Origin of the sequence: Nostoc sp. UIC 10607 (genome assembly GCF_047228265.1) — a bacterium.
GTDB classification, from domain to species: Bacteria; Cyanobacteriota; Cyanobacteriia; order Cyanobacteriales; family Nostocaceae; genus Nostoc; species Nostoc foliaceum_A.
Window position 1 is genome coordinate 19,035 of sequence record NZ_JBIQNW010000054.1, and the last position, 22,712, is coordinate 41,746.

General features: G+C 42.3%; 23 protein-coding genes and 2 pseudogenes. 21 read left to right on the plus strand and 4 right to left on the minus strand.

All coding sequences use genetic code 11. The features are described 5' to 3' along the window. Positions 1-3 precede the first annotated feature (3 nt). A complete protein-coding gene (locus ACEYW6_RS28625; RefSeq protein ID WP_412982411.1) occupies positions 4-660 on the minus strand; it encodes a class I SAM-dependent methyltransferase family protein in 657 nt (218 codons plus the stop codon). Positions 661-886: 226 nt separating this feature from the next. Between ACEYW6_RS28625 and ACEYW6_RS28630 the strand changes: the two genes are divergently transcribed. The 7 genes and pseudogenes from ACEYW6_RS28630 (at position 887) to ACEYW6_RS28660 (ending at position 8,141) form a co-directional block, all read left to right on the plus strand. Continuing rightward, positions 887-1,276, plus strand: a complete 390-nt coding sequence (locus ACEYW6_RS28630; RefSeq protein ID WP_412982412.1) for a hypothetical protein — start codon at positions 887-889, stop codon at positions 1,274-1,276. A 166-nt stretch (positions 1,277-1,442) separates the two neighbouring features. Then, positions 1,443-1,604, plus strand: coding sequence for a transposase (locus ACEYW6_RS28635; protein ID WP_412982413.1), 162 nt, complete (start codon positions 1,443-1,445; stop codon positions 1,602-1,604). A 289-nt stretch (positions 1,605-1,893) separates the two neighbouring features. Continuing rightward, positions 1,894-3,522 (plus strand): annotated as a pseudogene (locus ACEYW6_RS28640) (FAD-dependent oxidoreductase). After that, a complete protein-coding gene (locus tag ACEYW6_RS28645) occupies positions 3,519-3,917 on the plus strand; it encodes a ferredoxin family protein (protein WP_190893605.1) in 399 nt (132 codons plus the stop codon). Before ACEYW6_RS28640 ends, ACEYW6_RS28645 begins: the two are co-directional and overlap by 4 nt. A gap of 53 nt (positions 3,918-3,970) precedes the next feature. Then, positions 3,971-5,017 carry an ABC transporter substrate-binding protein gene (locus ACEYW6_RS28650; RefSeq protein WP_412982414.1) on the plus strand — a complete coding sequence of 349 codons (1,047 nt, stop codon included), beginning with the start codon at positions 3,971-3,973 and terminating at the stop codon, positions 5,015-5,017. A gap of 84 nt (positions 5,018-5,101) precedes the next feature. Continuing rightward, positions 5,102-6,715 carry an FAD-dependent oxidoreductase gene (locus tag ACEYW6_RS28655; protein WP_412982415.1) on the plus strand — a complete coding sequence of 538 codons (1,614 nt, stop codon included), beginning with the start codon at positions 5,102-5,104 and terminating at the stop codon, positions 6,713-6,715. Between the two features lie 157 nt (positions 6,716-6,872). Further along, positions 6,873-8,141, plus strand: coding sequence for an MFS transporter (locus ACEYW6_RS28660; RefSeq protein ID WP_412982416.1), 1,269 nt, complete (start codon positions 6,873-6,875; stop codon positions 8,139-8,141). 79 nt (positions 8,142-8,220) lie between these two features. Here ACEYW6_RS28660 and ACEYW6_RS28665 read toward each other — a convergent pair whose 3' ends face one another. From ACEYW6_RS28665 to ACEYW6_RS28675, 3 genes are all read right to left on the minus strand, one after another. Beyond that, positions 8,221-8,451 carry a hypothetical protein gene (locus ACEYW6_RS28665; protein WP_412982417.1) on the minus strand — a complete coding sequence of 77 codons (231 nt, stop codon included), beginning with the start codon at positions 8,449-8,451 and terminating at the stop codon, positions 8,221-8,223. A gap of 55 nt (positions 8,452-8,506) precedes the next feature. Beyond that, positions 8,507-9,139, minus strand: a complete 633-nt coding sequence (locus tag ACEYW6_RS28670) for an HAD family hydrolase (protein ID WP_412982418.1) — start codon at positions 9,137-9,139, stop codon at positions 8,507-8,509. A gap of 68 nt (positions 9,140-9,207) precedes the next feature. Next, a complete protein-coding gene (locus ACEYW6_RS28675; RefSeq protein ID WP_412982419.1) occupies positions 9,208-9,957 on the minus strand; it encodes an aspartate/glutamate racemase family protein in 750 nt (249 codons plus the stop codon). Between the two features lie 272 nt (positions 9,958-10,229). On the opposite strand from ACEYW6_RS28675, the gene ACEYW6_RS28680 reads away from it, so the two are divergent. The 14 genes and pseudogenes from ACEYW6_RS28680 to ACEYW6_RS28745 all read left to right on the plus strand — a co-directional run bounded on the left by ACEYW6_RS28680 (position 10,230) and on the right by ACEYW6_RS28745 (position 22,582). Continuing rightward, the gene (locus ACEYW6_RS28680) at positions 10,230-10,901 is read left to right on the plus strand and encodes a glutathione S-transferase family protein (protein WP_412982420.1); all 672 of its coding nucleotides are present in this window, start codon (positions 10,230-10,232) and stop codon (positions 10,899-10,901) included. Positions 10,902-10,949: 48 nt separating this feature from the next. Next, positions 10,950-11,837 carry a CmcJ/NvfI family oxidoreductase gene (locus tag ACEYW6_RS28685; RefSeq protein WP_412982421.1) on the plus strand — a complete coding sequence of 296 codons (888 nt, stop codon included), beginning with the start codon at positions 10,950-10,952 and terminating at the stop codon, positions 11,835-11,837. Positions 11,838-11,906: 69 nt separating this feature from the next. Continuing rightward, the gene (locus tag ACEYW6_RS28690; protein ID WP_412982422.1) at positions 11,907-12,821 is read left to right on the plus strand and encodes a TauD/TfdA dioxygenase family protein; all 915 of its coding nucleotides are present in this window, start codon (positions 11,907-11,909) and stop codon (positions 12,819-12,821) included. Between the two features lie 290 nt (positions 12,822-13,111). Further along, a complete protein-coding gene (locus tag ACEYW6_RS28695; protein ID WP_412982423.1) occupies positions 13,112-14,065 on the plus strand; it encodes a DMT family transporter in 954 nt (317 codons plus the stop codon). A 231-nt stretch (positions 14,066-14,296) separates the two neighbouring features. Next, positions 14,297-14,968, plus strand: a complete 672-nt coding sequence (locus ACEYW6_RS28700) for an HAD family hydrolase (protein ID WP_412982424.1) — start codon at positions 14,297-14,299, stop codon at positions 14,966-14,968. Further along, positions 14,949-15,386 (plus strand): NUDIX hydrolase, encoded by a 438-nt coding sequence (locus ACEYW6_RS28705; protein WP_412982425.1) that lies wholly within the window; start codon positions 14,949-14,951, stop codon positions 15,384-15,386. Before ACEYW6_RS28700 ends, ACEYW6_RS28705 begins: the two co-directional genes overlap by 20 nt. A gap of 97 nt (positions 15,387-15,483) precedes the next feature. Continuing rightward, positions 15,484-16,248 (plus strand): methyltransferase domain-containing protein, encoded by a 765-nt coding sequence (locus tag ACEYW6_RS28710; protein ID WP_412982426.1) that lies wholly within the window; start codon positions 15,484-15,486, stop codon positions 16,246-16,248. Between the two features lie 282 nt (positions 16,249-16,530). Next, complete coding sequence (locus ACEYW6_RS28715; protein ID WP_412982427.1) at positions 16,531-17,472, plus strand: ABC transporter substrate-binding protein; 942 nt, start codon at positions 16,531-16,533, stop codon at positions 17,470-17,472. Between the two features lie 370 nt (positions 17,473-17,842). After that, positions 17,843-18,883 carry an ABC transporter substrate-binding protein gene (locus ACEYW6_RS28720; RefSeq protein WP_412982428.1) on the plus strand — a complete coding sequence of 347 codons (1,041 nt, stop codon included), beginning with the start codon at positions 17,843-17,845 and terminating at the stop codon, positions 18,881-18,883. Positions 18,884-19,069: 186 nt separating this feature from the next. Next, positions 19,070-19,855: pseudogene (locus ACEYW6_RS28725) on the plus strand (ABC transporter ATP-binding protein). An 11-nt stretch (positions 19,856-19,866) separates the two neighbouring features. Then, on the plus strand, positions 19,867-20,751 hold the full coding sequence (locus ACEYW6_RS28730) for an ABC transporter permease (RefSeq protein WP_412982429.1): 885 nt from the start codon (positions 19,867-19,869) through the stop codon (positions 20,749-20,751). A 430-nt stretch (positions 20,752-21,181) separates the two neighbouring features. Beyond that, entirely contained in the window at positions 21,182-21,424 is a 243-nt protein-coding gene (locus tag ACEYW6_RS28735; protein WP_412982434.1) for a DUF1932 domain-containing protein, read from the plus strand. Positions 21,425-21,501: 77 nt separating this feature from the next. Next, complete coding sequence (locus ACEYW6_RS28740) at positions 21,502-22,176, plus strand: HAD family hydrolase (RefSeq protein ID WP_412982430.1); 675 nt, start codon at positions 21,502-21,504, stop codon at positions 22,174-22,176. A 43-nt stretch (positions 22,177-22,219) separates the two neighbouring features. After that, positions 22,220-22,582 (plus strand): Inorganic pyrophosphatase, encoded by a 363-nt coding sequence (locus ACEYW6_RS28745; protein ID WP_412982431.1) that lies wholly within the window; start codon positions 22,220-22,222, stop codon positions 22,580-22,582. Positions 22,583-22,712: the final 130 nt, after the last annotated feature.

Consider the following 22,712-nt stretch of genomic DNA (forward strand, 5'->3'; position numbering starts at 1 on the left):
TTTTTACCTCGCTTTCCTAGGAATGCCGGAAAACTCAAATAACTGTTGCTCTTTGGGTGTAGCCAAGTTTTCACCAAGGTATCGATGAAGACCTACACCCATGTCTCCCGTGCCCGTAAGCTTAAAGTTAACTTCCTCAAATCCAGATGCACTTAAAATTTTCCGCACATTGTCAGAGTAGGGAATACCGTTAGAGTGTCCGCGAGTCCAGATGACAAAAGCACCCGGTTTACTTAGAAAACTCAGGTTATCTAGTAAGCGATTGAGTTCAGCTTCCTGTGCCAGATTGCCAAAGACACCACACACAATCACAATATTTGCTGGTACTCCTCCTAGATAGTTAGTGGCAAGAGTTGCATCACCATTGATAAACTCAATTTGCTTGGCTAAACCCAAAGACTCTATAGTTGCTCGTCCACGTTCAACTAGATTTAAATTTATTTCAACCAGTCGTGCAGAAACATCCTTTGCACGGGGGTGATTTTTTAAAGTTCCTAATAAATCTCGTCCATCACCCGCGCAAACACTCACTATTCGGATAGCGCTATCAGGTGAGGCATTCAAGCTGTAAGCAATATATTCCTGCACGATTTCTAGACGCTGCTGCAATTTCGGCTCAGTGTTGTAGAGGTCGTGCCATTCATACCAATCTTTTGGCATAAGGGGTTATTCCCGTTTGATGCACACTGTGTAATAATCATAAACTACGGCTAATTTATCGAGTAACTGTAGTTTGTAGATGAAGGCAGATTATCACAGATATTCATATAAAATCAAGTGTCATGGTTGTAGCAAAAGTAATAACCTTTTTTGAAGAGAGCGATCGCACAATATGCAATGATTAAATTTTTTTTATACGTGATGTACAACTAAAGCATTGAGCTTTATGCAACCAATTCAAGCCGTTCAACTCCTACCACTTTCAATTTCAGCAAGAGCGAGACTGATCGAAGAATATGCAAGTTTGATCGATGTACCTGCTGAAATTAATTCTGACTTACATCGTGCTTACAAGGTTGCAACCGTACTCACGCCATCTTTACCTGACTTTATCCAGCACCAGATTCAAGTAGACATTTCTCAAGGATCTGTTTTAGAGAGAGATCGTCAGTCTACAGCGATCGCAAATGAGTGTGAACAGTTTGCAGATCGCTTCATTGGCTCAATGCCAGCATTTGTGAGATCCCCGGCAGAGATGGAATCCAGCCCGCGCAATCTTTATGAGATGTGTGGAGCAGCCGTATTCGTCGAAAGCAATCAATCTCCAGAAAACTGAGTAGGCCAATGGGGGATCTGTGGGAGATAATTGCCAACATCAGTCCTTACGCGGTCAGTCCAGAAAGAGATTTTGGGCTAAGAGGATGTCTGAAAAGTAAGAAAGCCCACGTAACTGTATCCTGTCATTAGAAAAAATACTTAAGTATGACAGAGTTACGAGAGCCATGAATCCATCGTACCCAAGTAATCTGAATTCTGAGCAGTGGGAACTACTATCAGGGCTAATTCCTGCGCCAAAAACAGGTGGTCGAAAACGTAGTGTTGATATGCAGGCGATCGTTAACATTGGGATTGTGTGCTGTTTAAGTTTTGTCAACTTACATTAAGTATAAACTGAAGTCATATTATATTTAGCTATTCTAACTATTCGTGATTAATAAATTTAGGTAAACGTATATTTTATTGGCGAAAGGCTTGAATTTTTTTTGGTGCCATGCAATACTGCTAAGTTAATCACCGTTAAATCGGTCGATGATTAGTATTTTATAGAAAACGTCTATATCACCTTACAAATAAGTCGTTCAGGTCTTCTAAAAGTTATGCACAGATGAGTTTGGCTAGTCATGTCTGTGGTCTTAAAAATATTCCTTTCTATGAATTAAGGAGTGAAAGCTAGTGAGCGCAAATCAATTAGCGTCTGAACAATCATTTGCTAGTGGCTCTGATCTAGAGTTAGAAGCCGATGTCTTGGTTATTGGAGGAGGCCCGGCTGGTGCTTGGGCTGCTTACAATGCGGCGGCTGGTGGAGTCCGGGTTATTTTGGTAGACAAAGGCTATTGTGGCTCTAGTGGAGCAACTGCTTCTGGTGGAACTAGTGTCTGGTACGTAGCAAACCCAGACCAACGGGAAACAGCTATGGCTAGTCGGGAAGCTCTAGGAGGGTTTTTAGCAGAGCGTTCTTGGATGGAGCGAGTTTTAGATCGAACTCATGCAAATCTGTATGAGTTAGGTAACTGGGGTTATCCCTTTCCCTCTGACCAACAAGGACAACCTTACTATCGTTCCCTTCAGCAAGGCGCAGAATATATGCGTCTGATGCGTAAGCAAGTCAAGAAAGCCGGAGTGCATATTCTTGACCATAGTCCTGCTCTGGAATTACTGATAGATAAAGAAGGAGCAGTAGCTGGAGCAAAGGGAATACGTCGTCAAGCGGGTGGACGTTGGACAGTACGAGCCAAAGCAGTAGTTATTGCTACTGGTGGTTGTGCTTTCTTGAGTAAAGCCCTTGGTTGCAATGTCCTGACTGGAGATGGTTATTTAATGGCAGCCGAAGCTGGGGCGCAAATGTCAGGCATGGAATTTTCTAATGCCTATGCTCTCACTCCTGCCTTTGCTTCTGTAACTAAAGGAGCCTTCTATCGTTGGGCAACATTTACTTATGAAGATGGCACAGTAATTGAAGGTGCTGGTTCTCAACGGGGACGCTCTGTAATTGCCAAAACATTGCTGACTCAGCCTGTATAATGTAGCCTCCACGAAACCCCAGAAGAAGTGCGAACTTGGATGCGAACCATCCAGCACAATTTCTTTTTACCATTTGACCGCAGAGGAATTGACCCGTTCACCCAACGCTTCCCAGTAACTTTGCGTTTGGAAGGCACAGTACGAGGTACTGGCGGCATTCGGATTGTGGATAATTCTTGTGCGACCTCTGTACCAGGGCTTTATGCGGCCGGAGATGCAGCCACACGAGAATTAATTTGTGGTGGATTTACAGGTGGTGGTAGTTACAACGCTGCTTGGGCAATGTCTTCTGGCTATTGGTCAGGACAAGCAGCGGCTGAATATGCTCGTCAATTGGGAGCAAAGGCCAATCAACGACAAGTGCATTCAATTGGACAGGCAGCAGTTACTTCTGAGAGTAGCCACACTTTCAATGCTCAAGAAGTTATCCGCGCTGTGCAAGCCGAAGTATTACCTTACGATCGCAATCTCTTCCGTACTGAACGAGGCTTGAGCGATTCCCTAGAAAAATTGCATGGTTTGTGGCGAGAAATCCGCCATAGTGCTGCCCCAACAGACAGCCAAGCATTACCAGCTAGAGAAGCAGCGGCAATGGTAGCTACGGCACGTTGGATGTATACTTCAGCACAATCTAGAAAAGAAACTCGTGGAATGCACAAGCACCAGGATTATCCCCAGCAAAACCCTAACCAGCAATATCGGTTAATTAGTGGTGGATTGGATACAGTTTGGGCAAAGCCTGACCAGGAAGTAGTGAATAAGGAGTTAGTAACACGATGATTGAATTAGTAAGTGAATCTCGCTGTATTAAGTGTAATCTTTGCGTCACTGCCTGTCCTACCAATGTTTTCGATGCAGTACCAGGACATGCGCCCAAAATTGCCCGCCAGAGTGATTGTCAAACTTGTTATATGTGCGAACTCTACTGCCCCGTAGATGCACTATATGTTGATCCTAACGCTGATGAATCAGTTACTGTGGATGAAGAGACTTTAGTAGCATCTGGGTTACTTGGTAGCTATCGAAAAAACATCGGCTGGGGAAGGGGACGCACACCTGCGGCTAAAACAGAGAAGTCTGCATACTATTACCCAGTTATGCAGAGTAACAGTAATCTCGCTACAGATGCACAAGGCAGAATTCTTCCTTGGGGAACACAGCAAACTAATTCGTAATTCGTAATTCGTAATTCGTAATTGAGAAAGTTTTTAGTCCCTAGTCTCTATCTATGAGTTCCCAAGTAATTGAGTGCAGTTTTCTGCATCGAATTTTAACTTCAGTTGCAACTGTTGCGCTTTTATCGAGTCTTACCAGTTGTACTTTTCAACAAAGCCAGTCCAATAACTCAGCAGTAGCTTCATCCAATACTGGAGCAAATTCGGCAGAGGCGAAAACCCTGGTTTTGCGAGTTGGTTTCATCAGTTCGGAAAGCAAGTTGCCAATCGGACCGGAGGGGTGGGCATTGCAAAAGGGGACGTTGACTCCTGCGCTCAAAAGCCTGGGTGTGACGGAAGTGAAATTTATTCCCTTTGCAGGAGGCCCTGCACTTAACGAAGCCTTAGTTAGTGGTCAATTAGATATGGGTTTGTATGGAGATACCCCAGCTCTAGTTGGTAAAGCCGCAGGTCTGCCAACTAAATTGATTAATCAGACAAGAGTTGGTCAGAATGCTTGGTTACTTACCAAGAAAAACGGCCCTCGTTTAGTATCGCAACTCAAAGGTACAAAGATAGGAGTTGCTAAAGGCACTTATCCGCATCGATATCTGATGGGTTTGCTGGAAAAAGAGGGACTGACCAAAGATGTGAGTGTAGTGCAGATCCCTTCTGCTGATGCCAAACCTGCTTTAGAGAGGGGAGATATTTCAGCTTATCCATTTGCTATGGGGGCTGGGCCAACGTTAGTTTCTCAAGGATTTTCAGCAATTGATCAAGCCAAAGATCATCAGGGATTAGTTGGCACAGGGGTAAGCGTCGTGACGGAAAATGTCCTTTCTCGACACCCAGAATTACCCCAAAAGTGGAACCAGATTAGACGACAAGCATTGCAGGAAATCAAAGCTAATCCAGAAGAATTTTATCAGTTTGCGGCTGTGGCAAGTGGGAATGTGCCGTTAGCGATCGCTAAAGAATCCTATCCACTAGACCTGTATCCCACTGAACCTTTTACACCGGAAGGATTGAAACTCTTAAATTCAACAAAGCAGTTTCTCGCTGACCAGAAATTGTTGAAGTCAGATTTTGATATCAAAGATTGGCAAATCCCCAACCCATAAAACTTTTCACAAGAGTTACCCTCGCATTTTTGGGGAAGCTCCGCCCTTCCCCTTTTCTTAATTCTATAAGAAGGAGTAAATTTCATGAATAGTCATATCCATCAAGATGCTTCTAACCTCGATTTAGTCACCGATGTATTAATTATTGGAGGTGGCCCATCTGGTACTTGGGCAGCATGGAGTGCAGCAAATAATGGAGCAAAAGTTGTTTTAGTAGACAAGGGTTATTGCGGTACAAGTGGTGCAGCCGCATCTGCCGGAAATGGTGTATGGTATGTTCCACCAGACCCAGAGCAACGGGAAGCGGCAATGGCCAGCCGGGAAGCTATGGGAGGCTTTCTCGCAGACCGCCACTGGATGACTAGGGTATTAGATCGCACCTATGACAACATTAACTCCCTCGCAGATCAGGGCTATCCTTTCAGCGTTGATGCTAATGGACAAGTTATCCGTCGCTCTTTACAAGGGCCGGATTATATGCGTTTCATGCGGAAAAAGATTAAGCAAGCAGGAGTGAAAATTTTAGACCACAGTCCGGCTTTAGAGTTGCTTGTGGATGCGGAAGGCACTGTAGCCGGGGCTAAGGGTATCAATCGCCAAACTGGGGAACGTTGGACAGTCCGAGCCGGAGCAGTTGTGATTGCTACAGGGGGCTGTGCTTTCTTGAGTAAAGCTCTCGGTTGTAATGTCCTCACAGGGGATGGTCTATTGATGGCAGCCGAGGCTGGTGCAGATTTCTCTGGTATGGAATTTTCAAACGCATACGCAATTTCCCCTAGTTTCTCTTCTGTCACCAAGACTCGTTATTACGATTGGGCATCTTTTACTTACGAAGATGGCACGGTAATTGAAGGTGCGGGTTCTAAGCGCGGTCGTTCTGTGATTGCTAAAACATTGCTAAATCAGCCAGTTTATGCGCGTCTGGATCAAAATATGGATGAAGAGACAAAAGCCTGGATGCGATCGTCTCAGCCTAACTTCTTTATCGTTTTCGATCGCGCTGGGATTGACCCCTTTACTCAACGATTCCCGATAACTTTACGCTTGGAAGGCACTGTACGCGGTACTGGTGGGATTCGGATCGCAGACCACACCTGCGCTACTTCAGTTAGTGGACTCTATGCGGCGGGAGATGCAGCTACTAGAGAGTTAATCTGTGGTGGCTTTACTGGCGGTGGTAGTCATAATGCAGCCTGGGCAATGTCTTCTGGCTATTGGTCTGGACAATCTGCTGCTAGCTATGCCCTGAGTTTGGGAGAGCAAGCAACCCAACGTAGTGTACAGGGAGTTGGCGAAGCTGGATTGCATGGTGAAGGTAATAATAGATTCTCACCAGATGAAGCGATCGCTACAACTCAAGCTGAAGTTTTCCCATACGATCGCAACCTCTTCCGCACTGCTACAGGTTTAAGTGCATCCCTGGATCGACTGGATGACCTCTGGCGAGAAATCCGCAATAGCCAAACACTAGATGATAGCCAAATTGTGCGATCGCGCGAAGCGGCGGCGATGGTTGCTACTGCTCGTTGGATGTACAACAGTGGTTTACAACGTCAAGAAACCAGAGGAATGCACAAACGCGAGGATTACCCGCAACAAGATCCCAATCAACAATATCGTCTCCTGAGTGGTGGGTTAGATAAAATTTGGGTCAAACCTGAGTCAGTAGTTGCAAATCGGGAATTAGTGACAGTGTGATTTTCAATTCAAACCTTTGAAGTGGGAAGAAATAAGGTTGTTGCCTCGTTTCTTCCTCTTTTCTGTGCTTTTTTAAACACAGAGGTACGCTGAGGGAAGCGTAGAGGGGCGCAGAGTGTTTATTCATGATGAACTTGTGAAATTTTGTACTTAGTTGATGAAATTATTATCTAAATTTGGATTCAAGTTGAATCTTGAACTACCTGCCCTTAGATCGCGTAATTATCGCCTTTACTTTGCTGGACAAGCCTTGTCTATGACAGGGAACTTCATGACACAAGTAGCGATTCTCTGGCTGATTTATCAATTGACTGATTCGGCTTTACTGTTGGGGTTTGCAGGATTTTTTGGACAATTGCCAGTATTTGTACTTGCTCCAATTTCAGGCATTTTAGCCGATCGCTATGACCGACATCGCCTGTTGCTGCTATTCCAGGTTATAGGTATTTCTATGTCTGTAACTTTGACAGTCATCACATTTTTGGGTTGGGCAAATTTTTGGACATTGCTGACTCTGAGTGCGTTGTTAGGTTTTCTGAAGGGTTTAGATGTACCTGTACGTCAAGCATTTGTCAGTGATATGGTTAGCCGTGAACTGATGGGAAATGCGATCGCACTGAATGCAGCCTTCCTCAATGGTGCGCGTCTGATTGGCCCTGCATTGGGTGGCATTTTTATCGCTCAGTTTGGTGCAGGATTCTGCTTTCTTTACGATAGTCTCAGCTATCTTGTAGCTATCTGGGCAATCTCAGCAATGGTGATTACACCCCGAACAGTAGAAATACAGACGAGTAATACTTGGCAGAAGTTGAAAGAAGGGTTTCAATATGCCTATCATTTCCTGCCTGTGCGTTCTATCCTTCTATTACTGGCAGTAGCTAGTTTAGTAGGTATGTCATACACGACACTTCTACCCATCTTTGCAGTTGAAGTTCTACAGGGAGGAGCAGAAACATTGGGCTTTTTAACAGCCGCAGCCGCAATGGGTTCAGTGTTTGCCTGTGTTTACCTCAGCTTTCGGCAAAACGTAGTAGGTTTAGAGAAACTCATAGCCTTCTGTCCAGCCATCATGGGGATTGGCTTTATCTTTTTCTCTGTTTCTCAAGTCTTTTGGATTTCTCAGTTAGCTTTGGTTTTGGTTGGCTGGAGTTCTACGCTTCAGGTAGCTGCTAGTAACACAGTGCTGCAATTTATTGTTGAAGATAGCAAACGGGGTAGAGTAATGAGCTTCTATGCCATGTGCTTTATGGGTATGGCTCCTTTCGGTAACTTGGTAGCAGGAACTCTGGCACATTATTTGAAAGCTCCGAATACACTGATTTTGGGTGGTATCGTTTGTATTCTGGGTTCGGTGCTATTCATGCAACAATTGCCCCAAATGACGAAGTTAATTCACTTGAATACGAAGCAAGTGGCAAGTAATTAATTTCAATTTTATATTTACCAATGCGTAAGCGTAGCCCGTACTGCTCTACGTGACCATCGTAGACATCGCTCTTTTAAACTCATTCTGAATTAATCAAGATAAACTCACCTAAAATCAACGACACTATAATATTAGACGAATCCACATCCTCTACTTGAATCAACCACCGTTGGCTTGCTTGATTATTTGAGTTTGACTCTCGACCACAAATTACCCCATATTTTCCGGCTACATAAGTAGGACGTAAAATCAGTACTTTATCTCTTACTTGAATACATTTTGAGTTTTGCAAGAATGTTCCTAACGTCATTAGCTTTAAAGTTCATATTTTTATGATTTAATCGATAAACACTGCTGACTATAAATCAAAGTAAATCAGGCAGTTCATACATAGAGTAAAAAACACGCGCTCCACATTTTTCGAGTTGAATAGCTTCACTTTTACTGCTGTAACCTAAAACTTTCATGCCAGCAGCAATACCTGCACGTACACCCAAAATACTATCTTCTACAACAGTACAAAATTGAGCGTTAACTCCCAAGTTTTTAGCTGCATATAAAAATAAATCAGGTGCGGGTTTCCAACTACCAATTTCATAGGAGCTAAAAATACGCCCTTCAAATCGTGGCAGTAAATTAGTCACACGCAGTGCTAACTTAATTTTTTCAATTGGGCCACTGGAAGCAACACAAATAGGTAAATTTATTTTGTCTAAAGCCGCCTCTATTCCTTGTACGGGAAGCAGTTCACGCTCAAATGCCTTAGCAGTACGGGTACGAAGTTGAGTCACAAAATCTTGTGGCATCTTTTTCCCCAGCCTTTGCTCAATGACAGCAAGACAATCAGCCATTTTGCAACCTTTAAATAACAAAATGGCTTCTTCAAGTTTCAATATCAGGCCAAACTCGGCGACAAATTCAACAAGAATACGATTACCCAATGTCTCGCTGTCTACCAACACTCCGTCACAGTCGAAAATAACCAGTTCTGTTTGCACTTGTATGTATTGTTATTAATCAAATGTGGATTTATCAGGTTTTACATTAGTGCGTTCCTTGTTTCTGACTAAATAGCAAACAGTTTTCCTCTCGGACGAAGTGCAGATTCAATAGAAGCACGCCTTGCTAAACTCCATATTGTGGCTTGGTTTGCTGTAACTACAGGAATATTCAAATCATCCTCTAATTCCTCAATTACCTCAAATGTTCTCCATGCGGTACAGGGCAACACAATAGCATCTGCACCTTTGTGAGATACCTCTTTAATAAAAGCTGCGACTTCATCGGGTGACTGATGCCAAAGGTAATTCTTTTTTGCTACTTCTGTTGAGCGTTCATCACCTTTAAACCCCACTATTTCAAAAGGCGCTTCACTCAAAAACGTTTTTAGCGTTTGGTTATTCCATTCTGGATAAGGGGTGACTACAGAAATTTTCTTAATCTTTAGATATGCCAACGCTTCTAATAGAGCCAGAGCAGGGACAACAACAGGGACTCCTAGCACTTGTGTCAAACGTTGTTGTAGTTGTTCAGCAAAAACTCGCCCTCGGTAAAATGTTGCTGTTGTGAAGCCGTATGCTCCAAAATGTACCCCGGCTCTGGCTAATTTTTCTACTTCCTTAACAGCTTGTTCATTGATGTCATCCATTGATTCATAGCTCTCATAGGCGTGTGAGCGTTGAGCAATCACACGATGGCTATGAATACTGACTTGACTGGAAAAAGCACAGTGAAAGTCAGGCTCAAACGTGGTGTTACCTGCGGGTACTAGCAAGCCAAAACGGGTCTGCCTATTAGAGTCAGCTTTCGAGTCCATATAATACATCTTTTTGACAAGCCTGATTATGTCTATACTTTTATTTAGTTACACTAATAATTAGGTGTGCATATTTTCACAAAGACTGTATAATATTTAAAATACGCTAAATCGACCGACAAACTGTAATATACCATCTAACTGACGTAGATACCTGCCAGTCAATTATTTAACTGCACTAATAACACATCTCGCTTCTGTCTTATTGCTTTAGTTGGAGTTGTGCAATCTCAAATAGTCTGCATCCACGATAATTACAAGGAAAAGATTTCATGAGCAACATACAACTGTACTTCGCCAAAGCCTCTACCTTCTCTCAACGGACTCGTGTAGTTTTACTGGAAAAAGGTATTGACTTCACCCCCATAGAAATTGACTTACAGAACAAACCAGATGGGTACACACAGATTTCCCACTATGGCAAAGTCCCAGCTATCAAACATGGGGATGTTGAAATTTACGAGTCCGCTATTATCAATGAATATCTAGATGAAGTCTTCCCGGAGCCACCTTTATTACCCCGCGATCCCGCAGCTAAAGCGATCGCTCGCATCTGGATAGACTACGCCAATACTCGCCTTGTCCCAGCTTTTAACAAATTGCTGCGCGGTAAAGATAGCCAAGAACAGGAACAAGGACGAAGAGAGTTCACAGAAGCACTTCTATATATTGAACAAGAAGGATTAGGCAAAGGTGATTACTTGTTAGGAGATCAGTTTAGCCTAGTTGATATCAGCTTCTATCCTTGGTTTGAACGTTTACCACTCTTAGAACACTTCCGCAAATTCACATTACCAGCAGAAACACCTCGTTTGCAGACATGGTGGAATCTAGTACGCGATCGCCAGTCAATTCAAGCAGTAGCAAACCCTGTAGACTTCTATTTGCAAAGATTCGCCAAAGTTCTCGGTGACCCTGTTCCCGTTGGTGCAGTTCAAAAATAGGACACAGGGATTGACAGAAATTAACTAAAATCCAAAATGGGATAACCTATGAGCTTAAATAACCAAGTTCTAGACAAACCAATTTCCGCAGAACTGCCATACGTAGAGGCTAACCTCAGTTACCTGGTTCCAATGGCAGAAAAACCTGTTAACTATACTTACGAACCACCACTAGGGATTCCGCGCACGAATGCAACTTATCAGACGCACAAACTGCCAATTTACAATGCTCGTTCTATCTCAGAGAATATCTCGTTAGATAGAGAAGGTTTTGCATTTACTGGACATAATACTAATGTCCGCAACTTTTACGATGAAGACGAAGTACGCCGCGTCTACTATCCAGAAGCCGAGCAATTGTTAAAAGAAGTGACAGGCGGAACTAAGGTAGTGATATTCGATCACACCCTGCGTAATGCCAGTCAGTCAAAGCCAGGTGAGAATAATATTAAAGAACCCGCCAAGCGGGTACACAACGACTTCACCGCTAAATCAGGCTATACTCGCGCCCGTTTGGAATTAGCAGCGCAAGGCATAGATGACATTGATGTGCTACTAAAACAAAGATTTGCCATCATCAATGTTTGGCGAGCGATGTCTACGACGGGCTACGCCTACGCACAACCAATTCAAGAGTCACCATTAGCACTGTGTGACGCGCAAAGTATCGCACCCACAGACATTGTAGCTGGCGATCTTGTGTACCGCGATCGCGTCGGTGAGACATACGGAATCACGTATAACGCCAAACATAAATGGTTCTACTTCCCGCAAATGCACAGAGACGAAGCACTATTTATTAAATGCTTCGACTCCGCAGAAGACGGAAGCGCACGCTTTGCCGGACATACAGCCTTTGAAGACCCCACTAGCCCAGCCAACGCTCCCCCACGAGAAAGCATCGAACTACGAACATTCGTCTTTTACCCCGCATAAATCGCAAAAACTTCTCTCATACTCCTACTCTTTGCGTGAAACAAACTAACCCTTGGAGACACAAATATTATGACTTCCCAACACTTTGACATCAAACCAATCGCCGGACGTATCGGTGCAAAAATCGTTGGTGTTGACTTGAACAGTAACCTTAGCAATGAAATCATCAGCGATATCCGTAAAGCTTTAGTCAAACATAAAGTCATCTTCTTCCGGGAACAAAACCTCGACGCTAATGGACAAGTAGCCTTCGCCCGTCGCTTTGGGGAAGTCACCACAGCCCATCCTACCGTTCCCTCATTGCCAGAAAACCCAGAAGTTCTTGACCTGAATTATGGCAAAACTGTGAGCCGTGCCAACACTTGGCACACTGATGTCACATTTGTAGATCGTCCCCCTCTTGGTTCTATTTTGCGGGCGATCGCCATCCCGCCATCAGGAGGTGATACGATTTGGGCAAACTCCGTAACTGCCTACGAAGATTTACCAACTCATCTGCGTAATATTGCTGACCAACTCTGGGCAGTACACAGCAACGCTTACGATTATGCAGCAGCTACAATTGACTTGCCAAAAGAAATCTTAGAGCATCGGGCTGTTTTCACCTCGACTGTATACGAAACCCTGCATCCAGTTGTCCGCGTCCATCCTGAATCCGGTGAACGTGGGTTATTTATTGGTGGGTTTGTGCGCCGTCTGCGTGGTTTATCACAGAATGAATCCGATGAAATCGTGAAATTGTTGCAAGCTTACATCACACGTCCTGAAAACACAGTCCGGTGGCGCTGGAAAGTTGGCGATGTGGCTTTCTGGGATAATCGCGCTACTCAACATTATGCGATCGCAGACTACGGCAATCAACCTCGCCACGTTCAGCGAGTCACACTTGTGGGTGATATTCCTGTTGGTATTGATGGTAAGCAGAGTGAGGCAATTAAGGGAGATTCTTCTGCATATAACCGACGTGAACCTGCTTTAGTTTAGAACCGATCAATACCTTTTTATCTTTGTACGGGCAGTCTTCCTTACGGGGAACTCGTACCCCTATGGGGAAGCCAGCTACGCGTAGCGTCTCCGTCAGGAAAAGAGTAGCTGCTATGCGTCTACAAGTCGAGGAACCCTCCCACACGGCTGCCCTCGTCTTTGTGGTTCAAGATTTTTTTACTAAGACACAAAGATATTCAGTATTTGCTACACAGCGGAAAAATCAGTACCAGAAAAAACAGTGGTTTTAGCAATACAATCGGGTTGTCCTTTAAAAACCTTTTAGCAAATTGGGCATTCTGACGGTTCTTCTATCCGCTTTCGTTTTATCGTTTCATAACGTTACTGTGCGAGTTTTGTTTTCAGAACATCTCGTACTGGGTTTATTTCTACTCGGTGGATACGTTAAACCGGACTTGCAGAACTCATTATTGCTGATGTTCATGCGAATGCTACTGGTGGTTCCACTTATGGCATCTTTAGCATTCAAGTTATATCCATCTGCTGGAAAAGAATTCCGAGACTTATTCAGGCGCGAACGCACTGATGTTTTGCTCCAAGCATTGGGCTGCGGAGTATTGATGTTTGTGTATATTGCGTTACTCTACGTTGCTATTGGCTTAATTCCTACTGGAATTGCCATGACTCTATTTTTTACTTATCCCGTGTTTACGGCGCTGCTTGCTTGGAGGTTTTTTGGCGAACGTCTTACACTCTTCCGTTGGCTAGTAATGGTAATTATTTTAGGGGGCGGCGTACTCACAATTCCTCAATCTTCTGCTGCTTACAGCAGTGACACCATTACTACTGGTATTTTCGCCAGCGTTGGTTCTGGAGTTGTTTATGCGTTTTATAAAGTCCTAGCCCAAAAATGTTTAGAAAAATTTCATCCAGTTCCCTTCACCTGGATTAGTTTTACCTGCACTTTACTACTCTCTGCTGTAAGCTTACTATTCTGGCCACTTCCCAGCACCCAACTTGATTGGACACCCCTGTGGATTGGCAGTATTTTTTCTGGTTTAGTTAGTTTCATGGGACACACTTTCAATAATGTGGGAATTCGCATGATTGGCGCAACTAAGGCTTCTATCATCGGCGCAAGCAGTCCAGCATTAACAGCATTAGTAGCATGGGCAACAATTAGCGAAACTTTAAACCTGATTCAAAGCTTGGGGATTGGTATTGTCACATTAGGAATTGCACTGTTGAGTGGAGAAAGCTTTGTACGTAGACGTAGCCCATAAAATTGCTCAACAATAGGAGTCAATTAGTGATTAATTTGTAAAGTATTTAATTTTTGATTTCATGCAGAGCAGGACACTTCCATAGGCGGGTTTTCCGATTTTTACCCCTATGGCAAGCTATGCGCAGCGTCTCCGTCAGGAAAAGGAAATGTCCGTTGCGCAGAGGCATAGAGAGTAATTAAAAATGTTATTAATTACGAATTACGAATTACGAATTACGAATTATTAAATATGTCTACTTATGCTATTCTGTTTGATTTAGATGGGACTTTGACAGATCCCAAGCCAGGTATTACTCGCTGTATTCAGTTTGCTTTATCTGAACTCGGTTATAAACCACCTGATGCTAATGAATTAGATTGGTGTATTGGCCCTCCAATCAAAGACAGTTTTTCGCTGCTACTGAAGACTTCAGATGACACAGTTTTAGAGCAAGCCATTTCACTTTATCGCAGCCGCTTTACCACGATCGGATTATTTGAAAACTTCCTTTATCCGCAGATTCCAGAAACATTAGATGCTATTTGTTTTGCTGGCTATACAATTTTTGTTGCGACTTCTAAACCACATATTTATGCTACGCGCATCATTGAACATTTTAGATTATCCTCACTTTTTGATCACGTTTACGGTAGTGAACTTGATGGTACGCGGAGTGCAAAAAGTGACTTAATTAATCACATCTTAGCTACAGAAAGGCTTTCACCTTCTCATGCGGTTATGGTAGGCGATCGCAAACACGATATGATCGGAGCCAAGCACAATCATGTGACTGCAATTGGTGTCACTTACGGCTACGGAACTGAGGAAGAATTAAAAACTCATGGTGCTGATTTGATTGCCCATTCTCCAGATGATATTCCCAAATTGCTTGTTCACGATTATGTTAGATCCCAAAATTAGAAAAGCAAAAGAATCAAATGAGGAAATTGTCTTAATCAAACAATATCGCCACGGTCTGCAAAAAATAGTTTTAGAATTACCTAGCGGTGCTGTAGAAGTAGAAGATTCATCACCAATTGCAGCAACCAAACGTGAGCTATTAGAAGAAACAGGCTACACAAGCGATAATTTTCTGGAAACTGGCATATTATCCCCCAATCCAGCAAACCATAATAATCTTACTCATTGTTTTTTAGCAACAGATGTAGAAAAGATAGCTGATTTAAATTTGGATGATACAGAACAAATTAATGTATTACTGTTGCTTTTAGAAAAGATTATAGAAGAAATTGAAAGCGGTATTTTATTGCAGACATTACATATTAGCTCATTATTTTTAGCTTTAAAGAAGCTTGGCAAATTAAAATTTAATCAATAGCTGGTAATTATATTTGCTAATCCAACGATCCAAAAAGGAGAAAAATATGGTTGTGACAGGTTTATGTCATTGTATATTGAGGAGATAGAGTGACAAGATGCCAGATAAATGGAATCCAGAATTATATGAACAATTTGAATCTCAAAGAAGTCGCCCATTCTATGATTTGGTAGACATGGTACATCGGCAAGAAAACTTACGAGTTCTAGATTTAGGATCTGGAACGGGAAAGTTAACAAAATATCTGCACGATACACTAGCAGCACAAGAAACTCTGGGAATAGATGCTTCTGAAAATATGCTGCAAAAAGCACGTCAATATGAAGGTAATGGACTACGGTTTGAGCAAGGAAAAATAGAGGATAACCCAGGAGAAGGAGAGTTTGATTTAGTCTTTTCTAATGCTGCTTTGCAATGGTTAATAAGACACGAAGCTTTATTTGAAAAATTACGCCGTAAGTTACGTCCAGGTGGACAACTAGCTGTACAAATTCCAACGATGGACGATGAACCAGTACATCAGTTAGCACTTGAAACAGCCAAGGATTTTGGTCAAGAATTAGGGGGATATGTGCGCCGCTTGGAAGTGCTTACTCCAGTAAATTATGCCAAACTACTGTATAGTCTGGGGTTTATTAAACAGGAAGTAAAACTTCAGATTTATGGTCATGTTCTACCGTCACGAGAATCCGTAGTGGAATGGTATCGTGGTACGCTACTAACGGCATACGAGTCCCGGTTAGATACCCAGACTTATGAACGATTTGTAGAACGGTATAGGGAAAAGTTATTTGAAAAATTGGAAGATGAGCAACCTTTCTTTTTCCCTTACAAACGTATTTTAATGTGGGGACGCATTTAATTAATTCGTAATTCGTAATTCGTAATTCGTAATTGATTTTGGGTTGACGATGGCATTCCGTCCACCGTAGGTGATCGCAGGTGAATTATTCACAGAAGCGATATCTACGACGGACTGTGACGCTCTCTACGAGACGCTAAAAGGCGTAGCTTGCAACTCTTACAGAGTACGCGGACTCGCTAACTCGCCTCAACAACTTTAATCTTGACTAAATACGTGCAGATACCGGAGAATAAACATTACTTATAAAATTTACATCCTGTTCAGGGAATAACACAGATCATGAGTAACTCTGTAACACTCAAGAAGATCAAGAATGAGATCAGTGGAACTGTGTTCTCATTGCCGTATTACGTAGCTCGCGATCAAGGCTACTTTGCAGATGAGGGGATTGATATTGAGTTCGTTAAACGCAACTCTAGCGATCGCGCACCCGATATTAAACTGATTGAAGATCATCACCAAGTGAACTCTTTCGGCGGCAAATCACTATTTGAGCAGGGAGAAACTACCCTCTACCGTGCTTGTGAGTGGGGACAGGTGCGACGCACCTATGACAGTTCTCGCGGTGGTCAGGTGGTAGCCAAACGTGCTGCCATTGCCAGCCAAGCAATCATCGTGCGACCCGATTCACCCTACAATATCCCTCAAGACCTAGCTAACGTACCAGTCGGCGTTAACTTTCACCACGGCTCACACTACATCGCTATTCAAACCCTAGAAGGTTTCCTACCTAAAGAAGAAATCAAAGTGGTACATATTGATGGTGGCGGTCAAGGAAAGCGTTTCAACCGCTTTGTCGCTTTGCGTGACGGAGTTGTTGATGCAGTTGCCGTCATGGAACCGTGGATTACAGTAGCCGAAAAACTTGGCTACAAAATTATCGCCGAGGCACACTATGTAGGTCTAGAGATTGGTAGCCCCGATTTGGATGAAGAGACATTCGAGGCGATCAATAGGGCAATCCGTCGAGCCGTGAAAGACCTGCAAAAAGACCCTCTCCAGTATGTGAAATATCTGATCGACGACGTAGCAGAGGATGTTGTACACCTTGAACCCTCAGATTTCCGTCGTAACCGATTGCGCTACGCCGACCCGGCACCATACTCTGAAGCTGACTTTCGTCGTACCTACAACTGGATGGTGAATTGGGGACTGATAGAGCCTGATGCCACTTTCGAGCAGATCGTCAATAACCGAGTTGCTTCGTTATCTATCTCTTAGCTGAATTGAACATAGAGAGTAGGGAGTAATACCAATTCGTAATTCGTAATTAAGAGAGTCGGATATAACGCAATACAGTTCAGAATGAGCAACAAAATCCTGATGTAGAGACGCGATTTATCGCGTCTTGAAAGACCAATTATCTACACCAATAACCCTTAACCCAAGCGTATTGAGATTTAATCTGGTTTTTCAGGTCTCTATCTGTAGCTTTCATTTGCAGAATTGGTATAAGACATCTTTTTTTGGACTTTGGACAAAACAAAACTCATCCCATCAATCAGCAACCCCAAAAACGCTACTCCCTACTCCCTTTTTCATTCGTTCTGGTATACACGCAGTTCTTAACAGATATATCTGAAATAAACCTATGCCTTCACGTAGAGACTTTTTAAAATACACTTCTATAGGATTAACAACTGCTTTAACTACAATCTCTTGTGACAATAACACTATTAGTCAATCTATCGCTGATCAAGGAACTCAGAGAACTATAAAAGTCAAACTGGGAGCAGTAAGCGGGATTAACTCCATTGATGTTTGGATTCCAGAAGATTTGGGTTACTTCGAAGAAGTAGGCTTAAGTGCAGAAGTGATTCAATTTCAAGGTGGTGGGAAAATGCGAGATGCCTTAATTGCCGGAGAAATCGATTTTTCTGCCCAAGCACCTTTACACGTCTATCTATCTCAGCTTAAGGGAGTCCCTCTGAATGTTGTAGCCAATCGCCGCAATCTTGTAGATACTTCCTTAGTAGTACGTTCTAATTTGCAATCCCAAATTAAGACAGTTAACGACCTCAAGGGGAAAAAGTTTTCGGTCGGTGAAATTGGCTCTTGGGGGTGGGCAGTATCAGTTAAGTACTTACGTCAACATGGACTGAGTGAAAAAGATGTTGAATATGTGCAAAGTACTAATGCTACAACATATACACTACTCACTAGTGGTCAGGTAGATGCGGCTGTGACTGGTGCGCCTGACTTGCATAAACTGCTCAAAGAAGGAACAGTTTTTCAATTGGTTAATGCTCTAGAACCGGAGACTCATAAAAAATATTTTGGCGCTCCTGAAGCAATGACCCGTGCTTGGCTGAGTCATGAGCGTGTTACTTCTCAGAATCCTGAAGCCGTTAAGAGATTGGTTGCAGCAGTAAACCGCACATTTGAATATATGCATCAAACCTCACCCGAAAAAATTCTAGATGCAGTTGAAAAACGTTTTCAAGGTGCTAATCTAGATGCGATTCTGACCGGTCTTAGGACTGAATTGCAACAATCAGTTCCGAGAAATGCCTCTATTAGTGAGGCAGCATATCTTGCAGACCAGCAGGTATTCATGGATGCGGGAATTATTAATAAATTAGTTCCCTACTCTCAAGCAGTGTTTGATAAGTATGCAGGGCATAGAACTTAATTCGTAATTCGTAATTCGTAATTCGTAATTCGTAATTCGTAATTCGTAATTCGTAATTATGGCTGCTATGAATTGAAATATTCTGTTTTTAATCAGGTTCATTATCTAATTCACCTTAAACGTAATTGATAATTGGCAATTTTCGGGTTTAATTTTCCCTTGGGATTTTTGCTTATGTCAACCCCTATGATCACTACCCAAAATCTCTCTATTTCTTATTGGAGTAAGAGTAAACGAATTGAAGCATTACAAGATATCAGCTTGACTATCAATGCTGGTGAATTTGTCACGCTGATTGGGCCAAGTGGCTGCGGTAAGAGTACTTTACTCAATGTGATTGCGGGGTTAATTCGTCCTGGTACAGATGTCAAAGGCACTTTTAATAATAGTGGCATCAAAGAAATTGGCTACTTATTTCAAAAGCAAACCTTACTACCGTGGCGGACAGTCCTAGATAATGTCACTGCTCCTTTGGAAATTCGTGGTGTAGCGCGAAATTAAGGAAGGGAAAAGGCTTTAGCACTGTTGGCAAAATATGGCTTGTATGGTTTTGAGCAGAGTTTTCCTAGAGAATTGTCGGGCGGGATGCAGCAGCGCGTTTTGCTAATTCGGACGCTGATTTATGAACCAGATGTTGTATTGCTTGATGAGCCTCTTAGTAGTCTTGATGCTCAAACACGCGCTCTTTTACAGGATGAATTCCTACGAATATGGCGCGATATGGGATGCACCTTTATTTTGGTAACTCACGACCTCGATGAAGCGATCGCACTTTCGCAAAGAGTATTTTTATTGAGTTTACGTCCTGGCAAAATTGTCAAGGAATTTCAGATTGATTTACCAACAGAACGTTCTGCGATCGCAATTCGCACAGATCCCCAATTTCAAAAAATCCAGCGTGAGATGTGGTCAGATTTAACCGCACAGGTATTGCAACAGCAAGATCGAGGATTCGCACTCTTTAAAACTTAATAGAGAATAACATGAGCAATATCCGCAATAAAAGTTTAACAATCGGGCAATCTGCTCTCTCTCCTACTAATGAAAAGATTAACCTTTCGAGTGCTAACCCCCAAAAAACCAACTGGCAAAAACGTTTAATACAACTAGCGGTGCAGCTAACACCACTCGTCGTAATTTTGTTGGTGTGGGAACTGGGTACTGGAGCATTTGATATTCCTAAGTTTATTGAACCAGCACTTGTAGGTAAACCAAGTAACATTGTTCAAGAGTTAAAGCAACTATTCCTGAGCGGTAGTATCTTTCAACATATTTTTGTCACCTTTCAAGAAGCGATGGGTGGACTGGTTCTGGCGGTGACTGGTGGTATCAGTCTGGGAATTATATTAGCTTATTCTCCAGGCGGGGCAAAGATAACTCTTCCTTACGTCCAGGTATTTAATTCTCTACCTCGTATTGCCCTAGCGCCCTTTTTTATTATCTGGTTTGGGATTGGATTAGTTTCTAAAGTTTTCCTAGCAGCTTTGAGTGCTTTTTTCCCCATTTTTTTTACAACCTATCAAGGACTCCAAAGCATTGATCGCGAATTAATTTCTGCTTTTCAGGTTATGGGTGCTAATCGATGGCAGATGTTGTATATGGTTGTACTACCTTCGGTGATCAGTTGGGTAATTGCGGGGATTCGTACTAGTTTGGGTATGGCTCTAGTAGGGGCGCTTGTAGCTGAGTATGTTGGTTCAACTCAGGGTTTAGGCTATCTGTTGATGTCAGCACAGGGAATTTTGAACGTTGATCAAGCTTGGGCAATACTGGTAGTCTTAGCAGTCATTAGTGTTTTCCTCGATTGGGGTGTTCGCACTCTAGAAACTTACGTTTTACGCTGGCGGCCTAACCCTGGGGAATTATGACAACTGATGCTGGAAAAAATTAGCATCAACTTCTGTCCATAGTTCTTGAGTCATAACTCCTCTTTCGGTAACAGTAACAACAGCACTTCTTATATGACTAAAGGTAACTTTTTCTCTTCCAACTACAGCCTCAAATCGTAGCCAAAGCAGCACAACAAAAGTTTAGAAGCGGAGAAATCGGTAATATCTGAGTAATTTTGGCAAAGGTATTGTTCTAGAGAATGATGTATGCTAGGTTCCTACTTAGACTAAATACGGTAATTTTATCAATCTACCGTAGTTTGTCTTATAACTCAATCATCAAAATCAGCGAATCAATTAAAAGCTGAATACAGGTAAAAATAAATTTTCCCATGCAAATCCAAACAGTTGGTATTTTAAATCCAGGTGACATGAGGCAGGCGATGTCTGACGACAAGCCGCTCCATCCATTACACCAAAAGCACATCGTTGGATAGGAGAAATGGAAGAGATTGCTGAAACCTTTAAAGAGTTAGGTCTGACTGAGCGGATTTTTTACGGCGCAGCTGATGTTTACCGCTTGGTAAAAGATACCTCTTTGGGTAAGGAGACACCAGAAGAGTGCGAACGCGAGAGTGCTTCGCACACGCTTCGCGATCGCCTATTGAGAGACATCATTACTATTCTTTCCGACGAAACTGCACCAAACTAAAGCTTGTAAATTAATTCAGGTTTGATCAAGATGAGTAAAATCCTTACTGTTGTTGACTTTGAATTTTTACTAAATTCATGAACAAATTTAATTTAGTTATTTTTGATTGTGATGGTGTTTTGATAGATAGTGAGCGAATCGCAAATACTATTTTGTTGGAAATGCTCAAGGAAATAGGACTATTTCTAACTTTAGAGGATGTGTTCGATATTTTTGTTGGCACATCAACGACCCGCTGTTTAGAAATAGTTAAAAATTTGCTTGGCAAATCTCCACCAGAGAACTTTGCTACTGAATTTGAGGAACGAACCATGCAAGCTTTCATGAATGATGTGCATCCAGTGCAGGGAATACATGATGTTTTAAGTAAGCTCAATCTTTCTTATTGTGTTGCTTCAAATAGTAGCCCTAAGTGGATACAGAAAGCTTTATTTGTAACAGATTTGCTTCCTTACTTTTCAGAAAAAATATTTAGTGCTACAGAAGTCTCACGTAGCAAACCATATCCCGATGTATTTTTATATGCAGCCGAGAGAATGGGATTTTCCCCAAAGGATTGTGTAGTTATTGAAGATACACCCACAGGTGTCAGAGCTGGAGTTGATGCAGGTATGACAGTATTTGGTTATGCAGAACTGATTAACCCAGAAAAATTACGAGCAGTTGGTGCATCTGTCGTATTTAATGACATGAAATTATTACCAAAACTGCTAGATCAGCAAAATCAACCTTTTATTAACAGTGGAAAGTAAAAGCACGATATCTAATCGCTATTGATGTTTTATTCGCATTCTAATGACAGACAGCAATGAATTCTGGCACAAACTAGATCGGCTAGTAGCCACTAGCAATCTCAAAATTGAGCGTCCAAGAGGAACCCCACACCCCAGATATCCATCTTTTATTTACCCTTTGGACTATGGATATTTACAAGATACTCAAGCTGGAGATATGGCTAATATTGACGTTTGGATCGGAAGTTTATCTGCTAAAAAAGTAACTGCCATTATTTGTAGCGTGGACTTAAAAAAGCGTGATACAGAAATCAAGATACTTTTAGACTGCACATCTGGTGAGAGTCAAGGCATCTTGAACATCCACAATACAGGTTCTCAATCAGCAATATTATTAATTCGCGCTGAGTCTAATTTGATTTGAGTCTGAAATTCAAACAATTAATATTTTCAACACAGGTAAATAATTATGAGCTTATACCAATTTTATATGAAGCTGCATATAATAGAGAAAACAAACTCGATAAATTAAAATAACCATGAGCCGCCCTTTT

Coding starts and splice junctions, on each gene's coding strand:
- ACEYW6_RS28700 (WP_412982424.1), top strand. CDS start 14,297: ATGTCTACTTATGCTATTCTGTTTGATTTAGATGGGACTTTGACAGAT.
- ACEYW6_RS28625 (WP_412982411.1), bottom strand. CDS start 660: ATGCCAAAAGATTGGTATGAATGGCACGACCTCTACAACACTGAGCCG.
- ACEYW6_RS28715 (WP_412982427.1), top strand. CDS start 16,531: ATGAGTAACTCTGTAACACTCAAGAAGATCAAGAATGAGATCAGTGGA.
- ACEYW6_RS28650 (WP_412982414.1), top strand. CDS start 3,971: ATGAGTTCCCAAGTAATTGAGTGCAGTTTTCTGCATCGAATTTTAACT.
- ACEYW6_RS28680 (WP_412982420.1), top strand. CDS start 10,230: ATGAGCAACATACAACTGTACTTCGCCAAAGCCTCTACCTTCTCTCAA.
- ACEYW6_RS28655 (WP_412982415.1), top strand. CDS start 5,102: ATGAATAGTCATATCCATCAAGATGCTTCTAACCTCGATTTAGTCACC.
- ACEYW6_RS28745 (WP_412982431.1), top strand. CDS start 22,220: ATGACAGACAGCAATGAATTCTGGCACAAACTAGATCGGCTAGTAGCC.
- ACEYW6_RS28740 (WP_412982430.1), top strand. CDS start 21,502: ATGAACAAATTTAATTTAGTTATTTTTGATTGTGATGGTGTTTTGATA.
- ACEYW6_RS28710 (WP_412982426.1), top strand. CDS start 15,484: ATGCCAGATAAATGGAATCCAGAATTATATGAACAATTTGAATCTCAA.
- ACEYW6_RS28705 (WP_412982425.1), top strand. CDS start 14,949: ATGTTAGATCCCAAAATTAGAAAAGCAAAAGAATCAAATGAGGAAATT.
- ACEYW6_RS28730 (WP_412982429.1), top strand. CDS start 19,867: ATGAGCAATATCCGCAATAAAAGTTTAACAATCGGGCAATCTGCTCTC.
- ACEYW6_RS28720 (WP_412982428.1), top strand. CDS start 17,843: ATGCCTTCACGTAGAGACTTTTTAAAATACACTTCTATAGGATTAACA.
- ACEYW6_RS28635 (WP_412982413.1), top strand. CDS start 1,443: ATGAATCCATCGTACCCAAGTAATCTGAATTCTGAGCAGTGGGAACTA.
- ACEYW6_RS28645 (WP_190893605.1), top strand. CDS start 3,519: ATGATTGAATTAGTAAGTGAATCTCGCTGTATTAAGTGTAATCTTTGC.
- ACEYW6_RS28685 (WP_412982421.1), top strand. CDS start 10,950: ATGAGCTTAAATAACCAAGTTCTAGACAAACCAATTTCCGCAGAACTG.
- ACEYW6_RS28675 (WP_412982419.1), bottom strand. CDS start 9,957: ATGGACTCGAAAGCTGACTCTAATAGGCAGACCCGTTTTGGCTTGCTA.
- ACEYW6_RS28630 (WP_412982412.1), top strand. CDS start 887: ATGCAACCAATTCAAGCCGTTCAACTCCTACCACTTTCAATTTCAGCA.
- ACEYW6_RS28660 (WP_412982416.1), top strand. CDS start 6,873: ATGAAATTATTATCTAAATTTGGATTCAAGTTGAATCTTGAACTACCT.
- ACEYW6_RS28665 (WP_412982417.1), bottom strand. CDS start 8,451: ATGACGTTAGGAACATTCTTGCAAAACTCAAAATGTATTCAAGTAAGA.
- ACEYW6_RS28690 (WP_412982422.1), top strand. CDS start 11,907: ATGACTTCCCAACACTTTGACATCAAACCAATCGCCGGACGTATCGGT.